Genomic DNA, 20,546 nt, shown 5'->3' with positions numbered 1-20,546 from the left:
CTTAGTTATTTTACTTCGAGATTGGTGTCGCTTATCCCTCGCAAAATCGTGTCGCATTTCCTGGGTCCATTATAATTTGCCTGGTTGAAAGATTGGAATTATCTTTAAGGTACAGATTCACAGCCTTATCTTCCTTCAAAACTTTCTCAATATGCTTTATTGCCTCTATCTGGTCTGTCCCTTCTTTTATATATAAGCAGGTGCACATGATGTTAAAGGGATAAGAAATAATAACTATTCCTCCCTCCCAGGCTTTCCGCTGTAACAGGCAAATCTAACGCTGTTATTTCCGTATATACCGTTGTTGTCTCCTGCACGGAAGCATTCTCTCTGGTGGGTATTGCCCGGGTTTTTGAGAAAACAAAGCCGACTTCTTTCGCGGACAGAGTATTGAAAGGAGACATTACCATGAAAAAACTCATGACCTCAGTTATTGCGTTGGCGGGTTCTGAACACCCTGCGGGAAAAACATTAAGAAACATTGGACCAAAGTGTGATGCCACTGTTTCATGCATGAATAATCAATATTTTACCGTTATAAACGCCATTTTAGTTGACTCCCAATTTCTTGCTATATAAAAATCCACATGCCGGCGATAATGAACACGTATGCGATACGCAAAATTTCACTTTCATAAAAAACAAACAAGTGCCTTTATGGATAAAATTCCAAAGGCACAATATTGCGGATAAGTAACCTAAAATTCGATGGTCTTTTGACCTATTTTTCAGTTGACAAATACAAGTCGCAAGGCACCAACAAAGATATTACCCAATTGTTTAGGCATTCGGGAGCTTTTTTACTTTGTTATTCAAACTTTCTTGATTTTCTCACTCTCAACGATTATTCTTCCTTCATTCAACAATCTTTTATACGCTGTTTCAAACTTCTGTTGTATTGTGCCGCCTTGCCGTTGCCAACCGTATCCATATAAAGCAGTCTCTTTGAAAAGTCCTGTTTTATCAAGTCCAAACTCGACAGATAAAACTTTCAACATTGTTTCGACAATATCGGTTGTTGGTATGTCTTTTGCCTGATAGCCATAATATCCTGCTCTAATAACCGTAAATTTCTCTTGAACGCCTTTCTGCATTGCTTCATTAACTGATTGAGTACTTACGGCGAGAAAGTCCCTCGCTTTTTCGGCATTTGCATTTTTGCGCGGCTGAGGAGCAATTTCTCGATAGTTTTCAATGGCTTGCCTCACTGCCGAAAGCAAACGCTCGCCCTCGGTGTGCCTGTCTTTAATCCAGTCGGTAGACCAGACTCGATAAATTTTCCACCCCATATCTTCAAGCACGCTTTGACGTAAGCGGTCACGTTCACGAGCCGTTCTTGCTGAATGATACATTGCACCATCGCATTCAATTCCTATCGCAAAACGCCCATTGTATTTCGGATGTCTAATTGCCATATCAATCCTATACCCCGAACAGCCAACTTGTGTTACAACGTCAAAGCCTTTTAAAGTCAAGAAATCATACACAGATATTTCAAACGGCGAATCGAACCACAAACTTTCAGATGTGCTTGTTTCGGAGAGAACAGCGTTAATGCCGTTTATCGCATAATCGATATAAAGACGTAGCAATTTAACGCCTTGACTGCTTGTGCGAGAAGTATCAATGTCAGTCGGTAGAATAGAGCCGACAAGTTTCAGATTGTATCTTGCACGAGTAACGGCTACATTCAATCGTCGTTCACCACCGTTTCTTGTCAGCGGACCGAAATTCATTAAAAATTTACCTGACAAGTCAGGAGCATAGCCAATGCTGAAAATAATAGTATCACGTTCATCGCCTTGCACAGTTTCAAGGTTTTTCACAAACAGCGATTCCTCTTTATCTTCTTTGAAAAACGGCTCAAACGTAGGATTCGCTTGCCTTTTAGCAACAAGAGCGTCTTGAATAGCGGGTTGTTGAATTTTTCCAAACGCAATTATACCCAAACTCCGTTCAGGATACTTGCGAAAATGTTCAAACACCAACTCAGCAACTCTTGCAGCTTCCGCTCTGTTTCCGTTTTTGCCACCACGGTCGTAAGTGCCACCTTGATTATAAATATATTCAACGCCCATTCCCTCAGATTTTTCTACTGAAGAGGGGAAGGTTGTTAAATTACCATTATAGATTTTTTGGTTTGAAAATGCTATAAGGTGTTCGTGACGGCTACGATAATGCCACAACAAAGTTTCTGTTGGGAGCATAGTTGCTTCATCAAGTAATGAATCAAACGCTCCTGTATCGTTTGATTCGCCGTCTTCATCTTCCTCAAACTCGTCTGAATTTGACATTGAAGAATTGAAAAAATCAGTAGGTGGTAACTGTTTACTATCACCTGCTATTATTGCTTGTTTAGCTCTGGAAATTGCACCTATTGCATCCTCGGTTCGTACTTGCGATGCCTCGTCAAAAATAACTGTGTCAAACTCAAAGTTACTGCTGCCAAGGTATGTACTCACCGATAATGGTGACATCATAACACACGGCTTTACAGCGGGTAGTAAATTCGGTAAATTCGCAATCAGCAAGCGTGTCGGCATAAGTTTGCGTTGCTTTGCCATTTCACGGCGAACTAACGCTATTTCACCACTTGACGAAAAGGCATCAAAATTCGGTAGATGAGAAATTAACTTTGATAACAGCATTGCTTTTGAAATTTCCATATGCGATTTATCAAGGTCTTTGAACAGGGCAATTCTTTCATCTTGGCGAAGTCTGCGAAATTCATTAACAGCAGAAAATTTAGGAACAATAGCGTCAAGCCACGAACGGAAAAAACACTTTTTGAATACCGCAACGACTTCTTCTGCGGTAAGATTTAACTCTCTCGCTTTGTTTAGATAAGCATCTATACTAAGAGACACCAATCTTGCCTTAGCGTTCCTGTAATCGATAAGATGCTGTAAAAAAGCAAAATTGTCATTACAACTTTGGGATTTTCTAACCACGTTACTAAGCGTAGCTTGATAGAATATATCACGACCATTTTCTCCAAATAAATCAGCAAACTTATTAAGGTCATCGTTAACGTGTAATTTCCAATCTTGAAGTTTACTCAAAACGCCAGCAAATTGTCTAATCAATTTACTATCATCTTCACATACTGATTTAGCATAATTATCACAAATATTATTATTCCTAATAATGTCTTGAAATACGATAAGCCAATCAAGGTCTGCGATTAATTTGACAAAGCCGAAAGATTCACTTATTTCGAGTCCGAGCGTTTGATTAAGTTCATCACACAAATTTGCAAATTTCGCAGTCAAATTACTTGCTTGTGACTCCCGTTCGCTGACAAGAAATTTACACGAGTTTCTTAACTTTGCTATTGCCTCATCGAATGAATGTTTTAGTTCTGTAGATGTATTCTGAGCAACGGCAAGTATCGCTCCTTTTGCGTTTTGAATCTCTGTTGTGTTGCTTTTGAATTCCTCGGCAATTTTATCTCTTCTCAATTCGGCGTTAACTAACTCCTGACAATAGGCTTTAAGTTCTTCTTCGGCGGTCTCGGCAACCCGCTTTTGCGTTTCAAAAGCGGTTCGCAAGGTTTGAACATTATCAATACAATCTATTAACGTCAAGCTATCCTCATACTTGAGTTTTACAGCAGTCTTGCAGAAAGACAGTAATGTTTTCTGATAATTCCTATACCCTCCACCTATGCGAGCAAACCACGAGCGGTAGGTAGTACGATAATATTGTATAATCTGGGTAAGGTCGAGATCGATAATCTTTTCGTCATATTTAACAAGTAACTCTTTACGAGCGGCTTCATATTGCTCGCATGCCGTCTCACATTTCTTAGTTTCTTCTTGCTGAGTTTTCAGAGCCATAGCTTTTTTATCGACTAAATCTTTAACTACTTCTTCGTTTTGATTATTTATAGTAACTCGTTCTTCACGAGCAGTTAATAACTCATTATACTCGCTCGTGGTTATATAAAGGGATGGGGCTCCGTTTAAATCAATTGCAATTTTTGCCTCACTTACGATATTCTTGCAAACCTCGTCACATATTTGCTTTACACTATTAAAGTGTGCGTTTATCACATTGTAAGAATTTACAACATCGCTCAGGGTTGATTCGTAACCTGCGTCAATACCGATATTATTCTCGGAACTTATGTCTACAAGAATCCGCTCTGTTATTAATTTAGCATTATTAAACTGCTCTTCCGCTATTTTCTTTTTTTCAAGTGTTGTCTTACATTCTAATACTTTTTCTCTCGTTCGTAGCAAATTCAACACAGTCCATGAAAAAGGTACGGTTGGCGTTTTTTCCGATATTGCGAAGATTTCAGCAACAGTCGTTATTCCGCTATATGACCAATCCTTTTCAACTCCAAGAATTGCGTTCACTTCGTTAAATAGGGCTATACCATTGTTAAGTGCGATTACTAAGCGTTCTGTATCAACGATAAACTGCTGTTTGAATTCGTGTGTCCATTGTGTTAAAGTGCAACCTTTCCACGGATTATGTTGTTGATAACCGCTTACCCTGACAATCCGTTCCAACTCTTCAAGTGCGGATTCGCACTGTGATAACAACTCCTGAGTAAAGTTTTCTGCGTTTGCTTGGACGTAGTCGATGTTTTTATACATTTCAAGTTGCGAAATAAATCCGTTTACTTGAAATATCGTTTTGCCGAGTGGCTCCACAACTGTATGAAGTTCTTTGCTGTATGCGTTCAATGTGGCACGGACTTCTTTTAATCTGTACAACTTGTTAAAAACCTCTTGGTGAAGTGAGGCTTTCGAACGTGAGAGTTTTATTGATTTTTCAAATTGGTCAAGTATTTCACGGCGTTTTGCATTGTGGCTATGTAAAGTTAGACAGAAATCACCTAAGCCTGCAATACACAGCCTTTTATAGACAACTTCAAGTGCCGCCATCTTTTCTGATACAAATAGAACCTTTTTGCCATCGGCGATAAGTTCAGCAATTATATTAGTTATGGTTTGACTCTTGCCAGTGCCTGGCGGTCCTTGCAAAACAAAGCTTGCACCGCATTTGGCAAGAAGTATAGCATCTTGTTGACTTGAATCGGCATCGACTACCGAAAATACCGATTGTGGGTCGATTGTATCGTGATTATGTCCCAATACATCTGAAATATTTGAAGCATCTTTGAAAGTTTCGCCATTTAGTGTTCTTACAATTTGATGACCTTTTATTTTATCAGCGTTACGCTCCAAATCACGATACATATTTATTTTCATAAATGAAAATAGCGATAATTGAGTTACATCTGTCGAAACGCTCCATCCTAATGAAGAAACAGCAGACTTTACCTTGCTGATGTAATCATTTAGTTCGGTATCTTCCGTCAACACTGGAAGTTCAATGCCAAAATCGCTAATGAGCTTTTGCTCTAATGAATAGTTCGCCGTTAATTCATCTTCCGCACGAGAAAGCAAAATAGGGGAAAATAAATCTTCTTGCGTGAGTTTGACGGGCATCAGCAACAAAGGCGAACGCATCTCTTGTCCTTCCGCACCATTTTCTTTCCAGTTAAGGAATCCGAACGCAAGGTGTAAAGCATTCAACCCTTTTTCCTCGTTAAATTCCTTAGCTTTCTTCATTAGACTGTGTAATGTCTTATAGGATTCGCTCGGTGTTTGATTTGTTTCTATACCGTTATTAAACACTGACAATACTTCATTGTCTGCCTCTTCAAGTTTCAGTTCAATTGGTGGTATTGGAAAAACGAGAGCCTTACTGCCTTCATCAAATAAATCCCAAAGCTCAGAGGTGTCGGGTGTGTTTATCAACAAAGAAGTGCGAGAAACACGCCCACCCGATTTCGGCAAAGGACAATTTATCAGTCTGTTACGCTTGCCTAAATCAAGCAAACGATTTTTCCAGTATTCCAGTTTGGTGTTAATATTAGCCATAGTGCCATATCCTCCGACACGTCAATTTGATATTCCGTTTACTTTCCCATAAACCGCTCTGCGTCCAGAGTTACACGTGTCTCTTGCCGATTTCCATTTTGACACCGCTTGCGGTAACGATAAATTCAATCTTACATCCGGACAACAACCCTGCCGGCTCGCTTATTATCTATCATTTGGGGCACTTTCAATTCAGGTGCATTTCCTGCCCTTGAATTGTTGTCCATAGCATAAACCTTATCTAGCATACTGCTTCTGGTTTTATGTTTTCGACTTAAACTATCAAAATCTTCAGTTATCTTTGATTATCTTCCAGATTCTTCATTATTGTATCACGAATTGCATGGGCTTTCAACGAGAACGGATATTTGTAAAACGCTTGTAAGGTTGTGTCAAAAAGAAAACCTGCCGTCTCCAGCAGGTTTCATGTTTTGGAGTATGAATTTGTAAAATCGAACGTCAGTATCCCAGCTTTATATTGTAATTCCCGAGAATGAATGTCTCCCTATTCCTATTTGAAGAATGCACATTGCCGCCGCATTGCGGTATATTTTATCCGAGTTAAAAATCTCAAAAGTATTTCCGAATCGGGAAACAGTTTGCTCGATTTCAATACAATAGTCCAAGATGTGTGAGATACTATCTAAATCCCTTTTAGCCCTGTCCATATATCAGCACTTCCTCAGACTCAATCTCTTTTCTAAAAGACTCATCTAAGCTATCAGTAGTAAGCAAGTCAACGTGTATGCCAAAAGCATCTTCGAGATCGGCATAAAGGCCACCAAGAGCAAATAATCCGCGTATTTGTCCTTTATCAATACGAAAATCCAAATCGCTATCCGTTTTGGCATCCCCGCGCGCGTACGACCCGAAAAGGAACATCCGCTCCACGCCGTGGCGTTCAGCAATTTTACTTGCGATATTTTTAATTTCATCCACAGTATAGACCTTCAACATTAATGCTCCCTCCACTTCATACTGCTTATCATAAGTATAGGCATAATCTGTAAGCAAGTAAACAAAAATAGAGTAACGCGCGTACCATAATGCATATCTTTTAAATTCCGAACCACAGAAATCAGATGTTTACATATAAAAACAGAGTGTTGATAGTCAAAGTTCCATCTGTCAGCACTCTGCTCATGTAATATTAAAATTCTCTTAACTCATTACTTCGCAAGCCTTCCACGCCATATACCCTATATTCGACCACAACGTTTACTTCGCCCTGATCGCCGCCTGGGCCGCTGTTAGCAAAATAGACCTCGTTTTATCACATTATGGAACACTCCGACAAATTAGAATTTATAAGTTAAATCTTCGAATCATAATTCCTTCACAGTTTATCTATAGCGTTCCAGAATTCTTTATTCATGCGGGCAAAGCCCCCTTCAAATTCCTACTCATCGTTATATTATTTCTTAAACTCCGCAAACAAGATTTTTCAGCATTTTGAAGACTTCCAGGCGAAATGCGGCTTCTAAATCTGAAGGAATTGGCCTTGGGCCAACCATAAATTCTCCATTTCCATAAAAACAGCCGTCCGTAGCGATAATATGCAGGTGGGGATTAAAATTCAGAAAATCTCCAAAGGTCTGCACAGCTATGACAGCGCCTGGAATAGGATCATCCAACGAAACTCCTTGCTTCAGGCAGACGGATAGAACCTTCCAGGCGCATTGGCTCAACTTGACCAAAAAATCTGCGGTCGTATATGAAATATCGCCTAAGCCTTTTGGGAATGCTGAAGACCCATTGGCGATGGGGTACATGTTTGAGCACCTCTCCATACAGGAACTCACCAAATTCAACCACGCGTTTTTGATGGCAGGAAGGGCAAAAGTGCCGGCGTTTGCAGGAAAATGGAAGTAGATATTCATGGTTGCAGTCATCACATTTCACCCGGGCAAAACCCAGATGAAGGTCACCGCAGTCCAGATATTTGTATATGACGTCCAGCACATAAGGACGCTAAGCAATACTATGTGAATGTGCATGGGCTGCATCCAAAAAAGAAATTCCCGTCTGTTATCATGTTATTGGCGCTGGGTTAAACGCATGGGAAGAAAAAAGGCACTTATTGCCCTGGGACATTTACTTCTTCGGATTGTTTATCAAATTTTACTTACTAAGACGCCATACGAGGAAATAGGACCAGACTCCCGGTTCCATTCTTTAATGACAGATTTCGTTATATACGGTTTTAACCGCACCAAAGCTGATGTCACAGTTCAATTGATAGATCGGTATCCTTTGCAGCAGGGCGTCAATCAGGCTTAAAAGGCTGTTGATCCTGTCCCTGTCGCCGCCCGGACGCTGGCTTTGATAAAACAGCATTTGTATCGCTTTCTTATTACTCAAACGCCGGATATGATTTTCCTTTGCCTGTTTCAGAAAAACAACCGCACTGAGGGGGACACGGATATTCGTATTCAAGGCACTTTTCCCGCTCCAGGGTGCGCCATAGACGTAGAAAATATCCTCTGTCCGGCGTAGTACCGGCTTGTCGTCATTGATGATGACCGCCTTATTCTTGCCAAAATATTGCCGCCACAGATGGGTATGGGTGGATTTGCCCGTGCCGCAGGGACCGGAAAACAGCACCGCCCGGTTCTCCAGCGCCACTGCCGAGGCGTGGAGGCAAAATCCGTCAAAGTTCAGCAACTTGCAGGCAAAGGCATAGCCCTCTGAATGTATTCCCATTGGTCAGGCGATAGATGGGGATGTTCCTCCCCGGTCCTGCTCATTTTTTCCCGGTCGATGCTCATGGTGATGTCCGCTTTTCCATTTGTATCCGCCCCGTAGGGCTTCATCAGTCTTTGCAGGGTTTTTCCCGCGCCTTCCATTGCCAGGGTCAGATCGGCTATTTTATAGTGGTTCAATTGATTTTCTTCCTTTCCGGCCCGATAAGGCATTACCCATGGGCTAAACATGACAGGCGGGTTTGCGCCACCTGCCATGGGCCATCAATGTTGCTTAACGAATGTCGCCCCAGCCGAATTCATCGCCGGTTCCGCTGCCCCCGTCCAATAAGGTACTCGCCAAGATATCCTCCGGTTCAAATGTTGTAATTTCAATCTCCGGCTTTTCATAAGCCTTTTTCATATAAACACCTCTAGTACATAGGAACATGAAAACAGGAAAGTAGTATCCGTATTCCATCCATGTTTTCAATGAAAGCTGTTGAACATGCCCCGGCAAAAAAATACTCGGTTATAAATTTTTTTAAAAAGATCACATTAAACAATATAATAATCAATAAATTGATATATTTGCGCATTAAAAGACAACAAATAAACAAGAAATACGGCGTTATTTGCAAAGTATTGCTAAGATGTAGAATAAATGTTAAATTAGTAATAACTGAATATTTGTTTTTGCTCAGGCGCTTTGATTTTAATCGAAGCTGAAAAGGGAACCGGGTGTAAATCCCGGACGGTCCGGCCACTGTGAATGGTTAGCCGCTCCCATTATGCCACTGTTTTGCTCCGTCATTTAAAAAGACGGCGGAGGGGACGGTAAGGCGGGAGGATGGCAATGAACCATGAGTCAGGAGACTTGCCTTGGGCGGGATAGCATCTTATAGACCTTCCGTGGAAAGGTTAAGTGCTGAAATGGTTACGAATAATATCTGTATGCCAGTTTTTTTTCAGGTACAACCCCGGCTTCCGCGGAAGCCGGGGTTGTTTTTTATGTGGGTATGCGGATAAGCTGTCGATTCTTTGAAAGGAGGTTGGTTAATGGATTGCAAAAGGAGGGTCGGGGACGGAATCCTTGCGAGAGGCTGTAAATCCAAAGGTATGGTGCATCAGGCCCCGAAGTCGGCAAGATGTACATTGTTGCAAATTAGTAAACTGATGGGAGAAGGTTAAATGACAGTGAGAAAACGGAGATTAAAGGCTGTTCTAAGCATTATGCTGTGTATTGCCTTGCTGCTGCCACAGTCAATGATAGCTGTGCAGGCAAGTGAACTGCCGGCTCCGTCTGCGGACATAATAGGAACCGCGGTCGGTCGGGAAGAGATAAGTCAAACTGTGACGGGGCATATTTATGAGCCGGCGGCTCCACCGGGCCTAACGGTCGGAGGTGGGGAAACCGGTGCAAAAGGAGATATAACCCAAACTGTAACGGAGCATGTTTACGAACCGGCAGTTACACCGGGCCCGGATGAGGGGGGCGGGGCTTATGAAATCATTTCGCCGTCTGTATCCCGGCAGGTTTACTATGGTGACGTCATATCGCCATCCGTAACCGTGCAGGTTTACGAGGTCGCCTTTTACGGGAACGGAGGTTATTTCGGCGATTCCGGCACGTTGTCCGTAACTGAATTCGTTTATGCGGGAGAGAAGGTATCCCCGCCGGCAGCGCAACCTGTGAGGGATGACGAGGGAGGCACTTTGTACAGATTTGTCGGGTGGTATACGGAAGAGGCGGGAACCACGGCCTATGATTTTGAGGCGGCGGTGGAAACGGATATTGAGCTTTATGCCAGGTGGGCGGCGGAAGTCCCTGGCGATGGCAGTGGCTGGTACCTTGACGATCCCGGGGCAACGGCCTTTACCATATCCAACGAAGCTGAACTGCGTTATCTGGCCAAATTGGTGAGAGGTACGGCTAGGGATGGGGCAGGTAGTGTGGTCGAAGCCGCAGACTTTTCCGGCAAGACAATTACTTTGTTCGGAGATATTGCGCTGACAGGCGCCTGGATGCCCGTCGGTACTGGGGAAAAACCCTTCAAGGGAAATTTCGAGGGGGCAGGTCATGTGATCAGCGGTCTGTCTATCGGTAGCACGGCCGGGCCGGTATCGGAAAATTATCAGGGTCTGTTCGGCTATGCGCAAAACGCCGGAATCAGCAAACTAACGGTTACCGGCAGTGTCTACAGCACCGGCGACTACGTGGGCGGGATCGTAGGCTATGCCGACGTTACTAACACACTCATTAACTGTGTCTTTGGCGGCGAGGCGGTGAAGGGCTTTGTCTCAGGCGGAAATTACGTGGGCGGCGTGGCAGGCTATTGTAAATCCGCCCAGGCTAATAGCGACTACGCAAACTACGGCACAGTCAGCGGCGGGCAGTATGTGGGGGGTATATTTGGTCAATGCGGCGGAAATTTTGGTTCTTACTCCAATGATGCGGGCAAAGTCATCATAAATCACGGTGCGATAAGCGGAGACAGTGACGTAGGCGGTATACTGGGTTGTTTGGGCGATCCGGGGAATGTCCGCGATATGTACTGTCCATCCGGCAATACCGTTGAGAACCACGGTGCGGTCATCGGTACCGGCGCCAACATTGGCGGCGTCATCGGGTATATGAGCGGCGCTTTCAACGGTCCGAGCAGCGCCAGATTCAACGGTACGGTGCAAAACACAGGCCGGGTGGCGGGCCGGGAAGCCGTCGGCGGCATTGTTGGTCGAACCAAGAGCCATTCCTATGGTTCAAAACCAGGCACTGAAGCTGTTGTCACAAATGATGTTGCCGGACTTGGGGCCGATGAAGCCGGCGTCGGCGGCGAAGCTTATGTGGGCGGTATCATCGGCTTTTGCGGCGGTGATTTTGTCCCTTACGGGGCCTATGAAAACAACAGTTCCGTTACTGCCGAAGGAGATTATGCGGGCGGTATCGTTGGTTATCTGAACGGGGGCTTGAATGGCCTTATGTATCAGGCAATCAACAGCGGCAATATAGCCGGCACAAGCTATGTGGGCGGCATTGCGGGCTATACGGGCGGCTATGTAGCGCTTGGCAGCAACGGTGTCATAAAAAATACGGGTACGGTCAGTGGCAGCGTTTATGGCGCCGCTGGTTGTGTGGGCGGTATAGCCGGTTGGGTCGGAACCAATATATCGAACCAATACGGAACAATGGAAAACCTTGGCGCGGTCACCGGCGGCGATAACGTGGGCGGTATTGCGGGTCAAGTTGAGAGTTGTATCAATCTGAATAATGCCGGGGTTGTTCGCAACAGCGGTACGATTACCGGTGCAAATAACGTGGGCGGTATTGCCGGTTTAGGCAAAGGCGACGTGAAGAGAGCCGGCGTTGGCGTGTTGGAGAACCTTGGCGCGGTCACCGGCAATGACAACGTGGGCGGTGTCGCCGGTCGCCTGGCGGGCGATGAAGACGAACTGGAACTGGATAAGGTTGCCAGCTCTGCCGGTACGGTGAGCGGACAAAGCAATGTTGGCGGCATCGCCGGGTTGGTCGGCGGCAGCGTGGCCATCAGCAACAGTTACGTTGCCGGTACTGTAACCGGTGCGGTATACGGCTCGCGGGGCGCCCTGGCGGGTGGTGTCGAAAGCCCCGGTGACAACATTTCCATCACCGGCTGCTATTCCTATTTAACAAGGGACGCTGCAGTGCAGGACCTGGCGCCGGCGGGCGGAACGGGTGCGGCAATCGCCGATAGTTATTACCTGGTGGATGACTCATATAGCGGAACCGATCCCGGCGCTAAAAAAGCGGATGATTTTCGGTACGGCGCGCTTGCCTATGCGATGGACAAGGGCGGTACTGAAGCGCGCGGCAATGTTTGGGGACAAAAGCTGGGCGTTGATCCCGTCCCCGCATTTGTTGGTGAGGAACATCCCGCTGTTTATAAAATCAGTGTTGTACAGAATGACGCCCTTGGTATCAGCGTAAACCCTGCCGCACCGGCCGGAGCGGCCTGGAAGGCTTACGATATTTATACCTATGCAAACAAGGGCATGGAGATCAACCTGGCGGCCGCCGGTCTTGACGCGGCGGACGATTTGGCTTTTAAGCCTATCGACACGGTGTACAAGGATACGTCCGGGGGTGCGCCCCACGGCAGCTATACTGTCACCGGCATTGAGGGGGATATCGTCATCAGCTATGCAAAAGAGATCAAGGTGGAGGGCGATACCGGCTGGTACGGAGCAGGGACGGACGAAAGCTTCAGTATTTCTTCGGAAGCGGAATTGAGGGGTCTGGCCCGGTTGGTTAATGAAGAGGGAGCCGACTTTACCGGTAAAACAGTGACCCTCGGCGCGGACATTGAGCTAACGGCTACTTACTGGACTCCTATCGGCACCCTGGAACATCCTTTCACCGGAGTATTCATGGCCGGTGTTAACGCGGATAACGGATATTTTGCAATCACCGGGCTGGATATGGAGGTTTCCGGTGAAATGCAAGGATTTTTTGGTTACCTTAAGGACGCCACCATTCAAAATCTGACTGTGCGGGGTGTCATCAAGGGCGCTACTAAGCTGGGGGGCATCGCGGGCGTGGCCGAGAACAGTGCTTTTGAAAACTGCACGGGCGGCGTCGTGCTTATCGGCGCCGACAAAGTGGGCGGCATAGCGGGCGAAGTCTCTAACGGTACATTTAACAACTGCGCTAGCGTCGCCACTGTCACCGGTAGCGGCGGTAACGTGGGCGGTATTGCAGGCGTTTCTTCCAGCGGCAGTTTTACGAATTGCGAAAACAGAGCCGCGGTTTTCGGTGCAAGCAATGTGGGCGGCGTGGCCGGTGAAGGTGGGGGCGGCAGCTTTACAAACTGTGCCAACGCAAGTGCGGTTACCGGCACGGACAAAGTGGGCGGTATCGTCGGCAGCGCGTCCATGGCCGCAACATTGAACGGCAGCTATAACGGTGGTGCCGGTACGGTCTCGGGTACCGGAAGTTATACCGGCGGAGTGGCCGGTTACCTGGTCGGCTCGGCGGTTTTGACCGGCTGCCATAACGCGGGCACGGTAACGGGCGGCGCCGGTACCGGTGGCGTGGCCGGCCATGCGGCGGCCGGCTCGGCGGCCAATATGCCGGTCTTCAGTGATTGTTGCAACGATGCGGAGGCTTCGGTTGCGGGCGACACCGATACCGGCGGCGTAGTCGGAAAGGCGGGTAATTATTCGCGGCTGACCGGCTGTCGTAACGCGGGTGCGGTAACGGGCGCCGGCAACACCGGGGGTGTGGCCGGTACGCTGGGTACTTACGCCGAGCTGGACGATTGCCGCAACGCTGACACGGGAACTGTTACAGGCACCGGTGTCGGCAGCGGCGCAAACACCGGCGGTGTAGTTGGGGTGTCGGATGATTATGCGCAGTTGGCTGATTGTCGCAATGCAGGCGCGGTCACTGGAGACGGAGAAAGCACCGGGGGTGTGGCCGGCGTGCTGGATAAATATGCGCAGCCTGTTAATTGCTGCAATGTAGGCACAGTTTCCGGCGCCGGAAGTTACACCGGAGGTGTGGCTGGCACGCTGCTCGGCAGTGTTGAGGTAAACGGTCTCTATAACGCTGGAACGGTTAACAGCGTTGGAATGTACACCGGCGGTGTAATCGGGTACTTGCGTTCGGTAGAGCTCAACGGCTCCGGCGATTATCTCAGTATGTGCTATAACGACGTTGGTGGTGTTGTCACCAGCAGCGGCGATTATGTGGGCGGAGTAGTCGGTTTTTTGGAGGGTCGACTAGTGGCGGGGAGAATTTCCCTCCTCAATCACCTATACCGCTGCTATAATCTGGGTACGGTCGGAGGAGAGGGTGACGACACCCGTGCGGCGGGTATCACGGGCATAAACCAAGACGGAGCGTACGCTTACGCGCTAAACTGTTTCAATTACGGAACCGTTTCCGCCGTGAACAACCAAAATGCAGGCGTTATCAGTGCCGCAGGCTTTCCCGGCAATCAGAACAGCTATTATCTGAATAGTTCCCTTGCGGCACAGCCGGTGGACGCTGCCAACGCCACAAGCAAAACAGCGGCGGAGTTCGCTTCCGGCGCGGTGGCCTATCTGCTGGATAATGGTGACGCGAGCGGGCGTACGGAAAACTGGGGGCAGGGTGACAGTTATCCGGTGCCGTCAAACGGCAGCCATCCCGCCCTTTACCGGTTGACGATTGAAATGACCGGTCCCGCCGCTGGATTTACCGCGAATGGCGATCCGTTGTTGCCTGTTAACGGCGTAACTCTGGGTGCGGACACAGTGCCGGTAGGCGCGGCGCTTGCCGCTTACAGGGCCGAGAGCGCGTCCGTTACCTTATGTTTTACGGTGAAGGATGGTTATTTACTCGACTACGTTGAGGCGACGGCGGCGGACGGCGCAATCTGCGCGGCGAGGGTGGATGACGCAGCCATGACCTTCACCTTTGCCATGCCCGAAAACAATGATGTAGCGCTTACTGCCGCCTTTGCCGAGGTTCCAGCCGATTTAGACGAAATCTTTACCGTTGTCTTTGACGCCAAGGGCGGCGAATGGCCGGACGGGTCCGCCTTAAGATCCCAACAGGTACAGGTCGGCAAACGGGCTGCGGAGCCGGATGAAAAGCCGGTTTATGAAGACGGTGCGTTGGTCAAGGCTGACTTTGCCGGCTGGTACGTTGATGAAGGCTGTACTGTTCCATATAACTTCACAGCAACAGTAAAAGAGGATTTGACTCTTTATGCCGGCTGGTATTTAACTGACAGATACACAGTTGCCTTTGACGCGGGGGAAGGCGGGTTTGCCGGTGGAGAAAACCGGATGGAGGTCGTCGTTAATGCGGGCGAAGCGGTAATGCAGCCTGGCGAGCAGCCTGCCCGAGACGGTTATGACTTTCGGGGCTGGTATTCCGATGAGGATTGTCTACTGCTTTATGACTTTGCTCAGCCGGTGAGCGATGATATAACCCTTTACGCTGGTTGGGCCGTGGAAGGCACCTGCGTGGTAATCTTTGACGCCGCCGGGGGCGCCGTCACGATAGGAGATGATACGGCCGCTGTGCTGGCGGTAATCGTTGACAGTGGCGAAAAAGTGACCGCGCCGGCTGCTGAAAAAACAGCTGCCGGCTTACACACCTACAAACTGTCCGGCTGGCTGACTAAAGATAATACGGCTTGGAATTTTGCGGATTCCGTTACGGAAAGTATGACCTTAACCGCAAACTGGGCTAAAGAGCCAGTTACGGGTTATGAACAGGGTACTGAACTGGAAATTGCCGATCTGGCGTCGCTTGAGGAACTGCGGGATAATATCAACCAGGGTGTTGACTATACAGGTGTTCTTTTCACCCTGACGGATAACATCAGTCTGCCCGCCGACTGGACTTCAATTGGCAAGGAACTGCCCGGCTCGGAGGATACGGTCTTTGCCGGGATTTTTAACGGCGGTGGACACACTATCACCCTCAATAACAGACAGATGCATGCATTGTTCGGAACAATAGAGGCGGGCGGCGTGGTGGAAAATCTGAAAATTGAAGGAGAATCGGTTGCGAATATCTCTGCCGGCCTTGTATACACGAATAAAGGCATCATCCGAGACTGTGAGATCTCTGCAAAGCTGTACAACTGCAATGCGGGTATTGCATATGAAAGCTTCAATGGTATTTTTGAAAGGTGCACTATCAAAGAGGGCAGCGTTATCAGCGGAGGAGCAAACGTGGCCGGTATCCTGGCTCTTGCCAGATACGATTCTTCCGAATCCGTAATTAGAGACTGTGAGTTGGAACCGGGAGTCACTGTCACAGGATCAGGCGCAACAAGTTCAAACGGAGGTTTCGGTGTTGCGGGTATTTGTGTATATTCCTGCGGGCTCATTGAGGATTGTGTTAACGGTGCGGATATTCACGGTACTCACCCGGATGGCTCTATGTATGTAGGCGGTATCATCGCTCAGGTGAACTCTGCGGGTAGGGTAACGATTCGAAGATGCGCCAACATGGGGAACATTTACACCACTGGAAGCACAGCCGGCGGTATTGCTGCTAATGGCGGGAATGGCGGGAACTTAATTGAAAACTGCTACAGCATCGGCAGTGTGATGGCCGACGGCAAGGATGAAAGCAGCTTGGGTGTGGGCGGTCTGATGGGACGCTCTGTCTCTGTGACACTGGCAAATTCCTACTGGTACGGCAATTTTATCGCAGTTCCCGAAGGTATGACCGACGCGGGCGCTATCAGCGGCGTCTTCGATTCCGGCATAAGTGTGACCGACTGCTATTACGGTTTCAAGGAGAGCGCGGAGGAAGAATCGCGGGAGGAAGCGCCGGCGGGTAAAAAATACGTCACCACCGACCCTTATGACGAAAATGGGGCGACTAAACTGGACGGCGGCGCTTTTCCCGGCGGCGAGGCGGCTTACCTGCTGGATGGCGGTGTGGATTCGCACCGGGAAATCTGGACTCAGGGTGTGGAAGAAGGCTATCCCATTCTGGGCACTCCGTCCTATTATCAGGTGCGGTCGGAAATAACGGGTGAGAGCGGCGGCGGTTCCGTATTCCTCAACGGCCAACCTTTGGCTTACGCTCCCATTGACAGTAGGGTAAATGTGAATGTTGAGATAAACGAGTATGAGAACAGCTCCGGAGAATCCGGGACAACGTATGAATATAAGCTGGACAGCCTGACCGTGACCCAGAAGGGGGAGACAGAGGATATCACCTCATCAATGGTCTTCACTTTGGCCGGTGATGCGGTTGTGACCGCAACCGTTTCTTTGAAGGAAATTGAGGAAGAAGAACCGCCGGAGGAGGAAGAACCCGCCCCTGACGATGACGAAGAAAACAATGAAGACGAAGAAAACACCGGCGGTGAAGGCAATGGCGACGGTAAAGGCGACGGCGAAGGGATCGGCGATGGTGATGGCCTTGGCAAAGGCGATGGCGAGAGCATCGGCGAAGGCATTGGCGACGAGATGGGCGAAGGCGGCGGCGATAGCGGCCGCGGGGAGGCAACCACCGCGGACAGTCCCTACGAGTTGTCGGACAGCAGTATGGAACCGGATAGCGCCGACAGCGCCGATGTGTTGGCTCCTCTGGCGGAAGCTGACGAAATCAAGGGCGGTGCTTCGGTTGATGATATTGTAAGTGATGAGCCGGATGTATCGGCCGAGGGCGGCGGAGGCGCTATCGGTGAGTCCGAGGAAGACGAGCAGGAAGATGAGCCTGAGAATACGGCCAATTTGACGGTTTTTGAAATAGTGAAAAATGCCGTCCGGCAAAATCGGCTGCTTACAGCTGTGTTGTCGTTGTTGATTTTGGGGATTGCCGGCGCCGGCGCTGTCGGCAGATATAGGAGAACCACAATAGGCAAGTAAACTTTGTTCGGCGGTGCCGGGTGCGCTCGTAAAAGTGCGGCCGGCATCGTCTGATCAGAAATCAAGGAGGCGAAAATATGAAAAAAGTCCTTGCGTTTCTTCTTTCGCTGTTTTTACTGGCAGCCATGCCGGCCGTTCAGTCCCGGGCCGAATCGGATAAAACTCTAAACTTTCATGCGGACAGCGGGACAGATTTGCTGGTGGGTGAAACAACCCGCTTGACCGCCACGCTGGACGGTGAAGCTGTGGATTGTGTCTGGACAATCGAAGATCAATCCGTTGCCAAAATCGTCAGTGGCAACGGCGGCCGGGAGGCTATCCTGGAGGCGGTGGCTCCCGGCGGGACGGATATCTACGCGACATCGGCGGAAGGGCTTGCAACGGTACGCAGAGTGTTAAACGTGGCACCTTCCTTTACGCTTGCGCTGGAAGACGGCACACCGCTGTCGGCGCAGGGGAAAGGCTTTAAAAAATGGCTGCTTGTGCCGGAGGGCGCGGACAGTATCCGGCTCCGGCTGGATCCTGCCGACCGGGTAACTAATTCAATGTCGGGTGTAAAAATTGAGCCGGATGCCGGAAACAGCGGTGAATATACGCTGACCTTCAAGGGCACAAGGCCGGTGGAGGATGAAAATAGCGGTCTGTCCAGGAAAGGACTGAACATGCTTTTTATTCTTAGCAAGATGAAGCCGGAGTTGAATTACGCGAAATATGAAACCGGGGCGTACAGCGGGGTATCGATTGCCGGAGAAGACGAGGAAGGCGGCGGTTCGCGGACTCTGACCATTTGCTGGCAGTTGGATCTGCCTGTACTGGAAACACTCTCCGCCAGCGGTGCCGTCTTTTATACACCTTTTGCGGTTAAAGATCTTTACCAGCAGTTTGTTATGGATAAAGATGCCGATGAAGCTGTGATCAGCTTTAGCGCAAGCCGTGTCACGTCCAAAGTTTATCTAAAAGATGCTGATTCCAATATCATCGGCGGTGCGCTTGCGAAAAAAAACGGTGTTTATAGTTTCACTGTTGGAGATGCAGATTTCGGCGATGAAGTCACCGTGACCCGTTATCTGGTTTTGGAGGATGAACGCGGCAACAAGCAGACGATTGCCTTCACCGGCGCGCGGCGGCTGGTGGATTCGCCGGATGCGGTGGTGGACTATTTGTGCGTCGGGTCCCAGTACAGCGACGGCGGCAACCCGGTGACCGGTGTTTACGGCCTCTATCCGGAGAAATCGCTGATCGGGCTGGGCGCCTGGTGGTCGCCTATCAGTCTGGGTAACTTCGGCGGTTATATCAATTATTATTATGAGGAGGCAATCCGGAACGATCCCGCCAATTCCTATGGGATCGACTTTATCGTGTACGGCAACTCCAACGGCGGCGCGGGCTTTTCCGAGCCGGGGAATGTTCTGATTTCGGAGGACGGTAAAACCTGGTATACGCTGGCCGGCTCCGAGCATTATGAGGACGGTGTTAAATGGGATCATCCGGTAACCTATACCAGAGGGGAAGACGGAAGCCACGTAATCGACGGCAAGGTCCTGGGCGGCATGTACCCCAGTCCGAAAAACTATCCCCTGTACGGTTGGCCGGGGGATAGCGAAAAGAACATCACAGTGTCCGGTGTGCAGATCCCCTTCGGCAGCGGCGGTCATGCCGGATTTCCCGCTTTCGGTTACGCGGATGTGCATACAAACAGTCAAACGGCATGGGGTACGGGTGAAATCCTTACTGTGGATTGCAGGGCGAAAAATCCCTATCTCTTCGTTACAAAGCAGAAAGAGGGGCTGATCGCACCTGCCGATTTGAAAGAAATTTACGAGGGGGCTGGGGACTGCTTCGATCTTGACTGGGCGGTGGATGAAACCGGTATGCCGGTGGAACTTGATGAAATTCACTATATCAAGGTACAGACTGCTTCCCTGACCCTCAGCCTGGGCGGTATCGGGGAGAAGTCCACCGAAGTGAATGTGGTGGCCCGTGCGACTGCGGGCGATACCGAGGTGGGCGTAAGCGCACCGCCTGCAAGGATATTGGTGGCCGGCGCGGCTCTGCCGCTGGAGGATGGCGTTTACGTATACACCGCTGACGTAAAAGGGGCGTTCAATGTGACGGTGGAGGCGGACGCGGCAGCGAATGTCTATATCAACAATTTGCGCGCGGCTTCCCGCGACTTTGCAGTCGCGCCCGACAAGGGTCTTATTCGTTTGATCGTACAGGATGGAGACAAAGAGCCGTTAATCTATTATATCGCAGTGAACGGTGATTCTCCAACGAAATAGAGGAATACCACTTCTTATTTACATTTGCAGTAACCTTAGTCGTTGACAAGTCGGAGGAACTATTGCATTGCCGGATAGCCACGGAACGACAACGGAACCGGTTGGTACCATGGGGGTGCCCGGTGTTTCAGGTGTACAACAGACAATAGATGGTAATAAAAAATGAAGAGATCTCCCTGTTCTGTACTTCCAGTTATAATACAGACGCTATGCGGGAAAAGTTACCCTTTTCTGGCTTGGAATAAATTCATCGGCAAGACGCAGATCCACAGCCGGTCCGGCAAACATTTCGCTATTCTCAACTTTCGCCGGATAAGCTA

10 protein-coding genes and 1 riboswitch are annotated in these 20,546 nt (G+C 48.6%); of the genes, 3 read left to right on the top strand and 7 right to left on the bottom strand.

Annotated features, from left to right (window positions below; genetic code table 11):
• The first annotated feature begins 408 nt into the window (after window positions 1-408).
• Window positions 409-579, top strand: coding sequence for a hypothetical protein (locus ABDB91_RS17700; RefSeq protein ID WP_347489008.1), 171 nt, complete (start codon window positions 409-411; stop codon window positions 577-579).
• Between the two features lie 233 nt (window positions 580-812).
• Here ABDB91_RS17700 and ABDB91_RS17695 read toward each other — a convergent pair whose 3' ends face one another.
• The 7 genes from ABDB91_RS17695 to ABDB91_RS17665 all read right to left on the bottom strand — a co-directional run bounded on the left by ABDB91_RS17695 (window position 813) and on the right by ABDB91_RS17665 (window position 9,005).
• A complete protein-coding gene (locus ABDB91_RS17695) occupies window positions 813-5,900 on the bottom strand; it encodes a DUF4011 domain-containing protein (RefSeq protein ID WP_347489006.1) in 5,088 nt (1,695 codons plus the stop codon).
• A 654-nt stretch (window positions 5,901-6,554) separates the two neighbouring features.
• On the bottom strand, window positions 6,555-6,857 hold the full coding sequence (locus ABDB91_RS17690) for a nucleotidyltransferase domain-containing protein (protein ID WP_347489005.1): 303 nt from the start codon (window positions 6,855-6,857) through the stop codon (window positions 6,555-6,557).
• 464 nt (window positions 6,858-7,321) lie between these two features.
• Window positions 7,322-7,501 carry a hypothetical protein gene (locus tag ABDB91_RS17685; protein WP_347491655.1) on the bottom strand — a complete coding sequence of 60 codons (180 nt, stop codon included), beginning with the start codon at window positions 7,499-7,501 and terminating at the stop codon, window positions 7,322-7,324.
• A gap of 25 nt (window positions 7,502-7,526) precedes the next feature.
• A complete protein-coding gene (locus ABDB91_RS17680) occupies window positions 7,527-7,862 on the bottom strand; it encodes a transposase zinc-binding domain-containing protein (protein WP_347489003.1) in 336 nt (111 codons plus the stop codon).
• 213 nt (window positions 7,863-8,075) lie between these two features.
• Window positions 8,076-8,603 carry a hypothetical protein gene (locus ABDB91_RS17675; RefSeq protein ID WP_347489002.1) on the bottom strand — a complete coding sequence of 176 codons (528 nt, stop codon included), beginning with the start codon at window positions 8,601-8,603 and terminating at the stop codon, window positions 8,076-8,078.
• On the bottom strand, window positions 8,558-8,782 hold the full coding sequence (locus tag ABDB91_RS17670) for a hypothetical protein (protein WP_347489001.1): 225 nt from the start codon (window positions 8,780-8,782) through the stop codon (window positions 8,558-8,560). Before ABDB91_RS17670 ends, ABDB91_RS17675 begins: the two co-directional genes overlap by 46 nt.
• A gap of 94 nt (window positions 8,783-8,876) precedes the next feature.
• Window positions 8,877-9,005, bottom strand: a complete 129-nt coding sequence (locus tag ABDB91_RS17665; RefSeq protein WP_347489000.1) for a hypothetical protein — start codon at window positions 9,003-9,005, stop codon at window positions 8,877-8,879.
• Window positions 9,006-9,266: 261 nt separating this feature from the next.
• Window positions 9,267-9,481, top strand: a riboswitch (cobalamin riboswitch).
• A 291-nt stretch (window positions 9,482-9,772) separates the two neighbouring features.
• Between ABDB91_RS17665 and ABDB91_RS17660 the strand changes: the two genes are divergently transcribed.
• Entirely contained in the window at window positions 9,773-17,944 is an 8,172-nt protein-coding gene (locus tag ABDB91_RS17660; protein ID WP_347488999.1) for an InlB B-repeat-containing protein, read from the top strand.
• A 77-nt stretch (window positions 17,945-18,021) separates the two neighbouring features.
• Entirely contained in the window at window positions 18,022-20,226 is a 2,205-nt protein-coding gene (locus ABDB91_RS17655; protein WP_347488998.1) for an Ig-like domain-containing protein, read from the top strand.
• The last annotated feature ends 320 nt before the right edge of the window (window positions 20,227-20,546 follow it).

It is taken from the genome of Desulfoscipio sp. XC116, from assembly GCF_039851975.1.
Classification (GTDB): Bacteria; Bacillota; Desulfotomaculia; order Desulfotomaculales; family Desulfallaceae; genus Sporotomaculum.
Note: the sequence above shows the minus strand (reverse complement) of the source record. Positions and strands in the feature narration are given on the sequence as shown.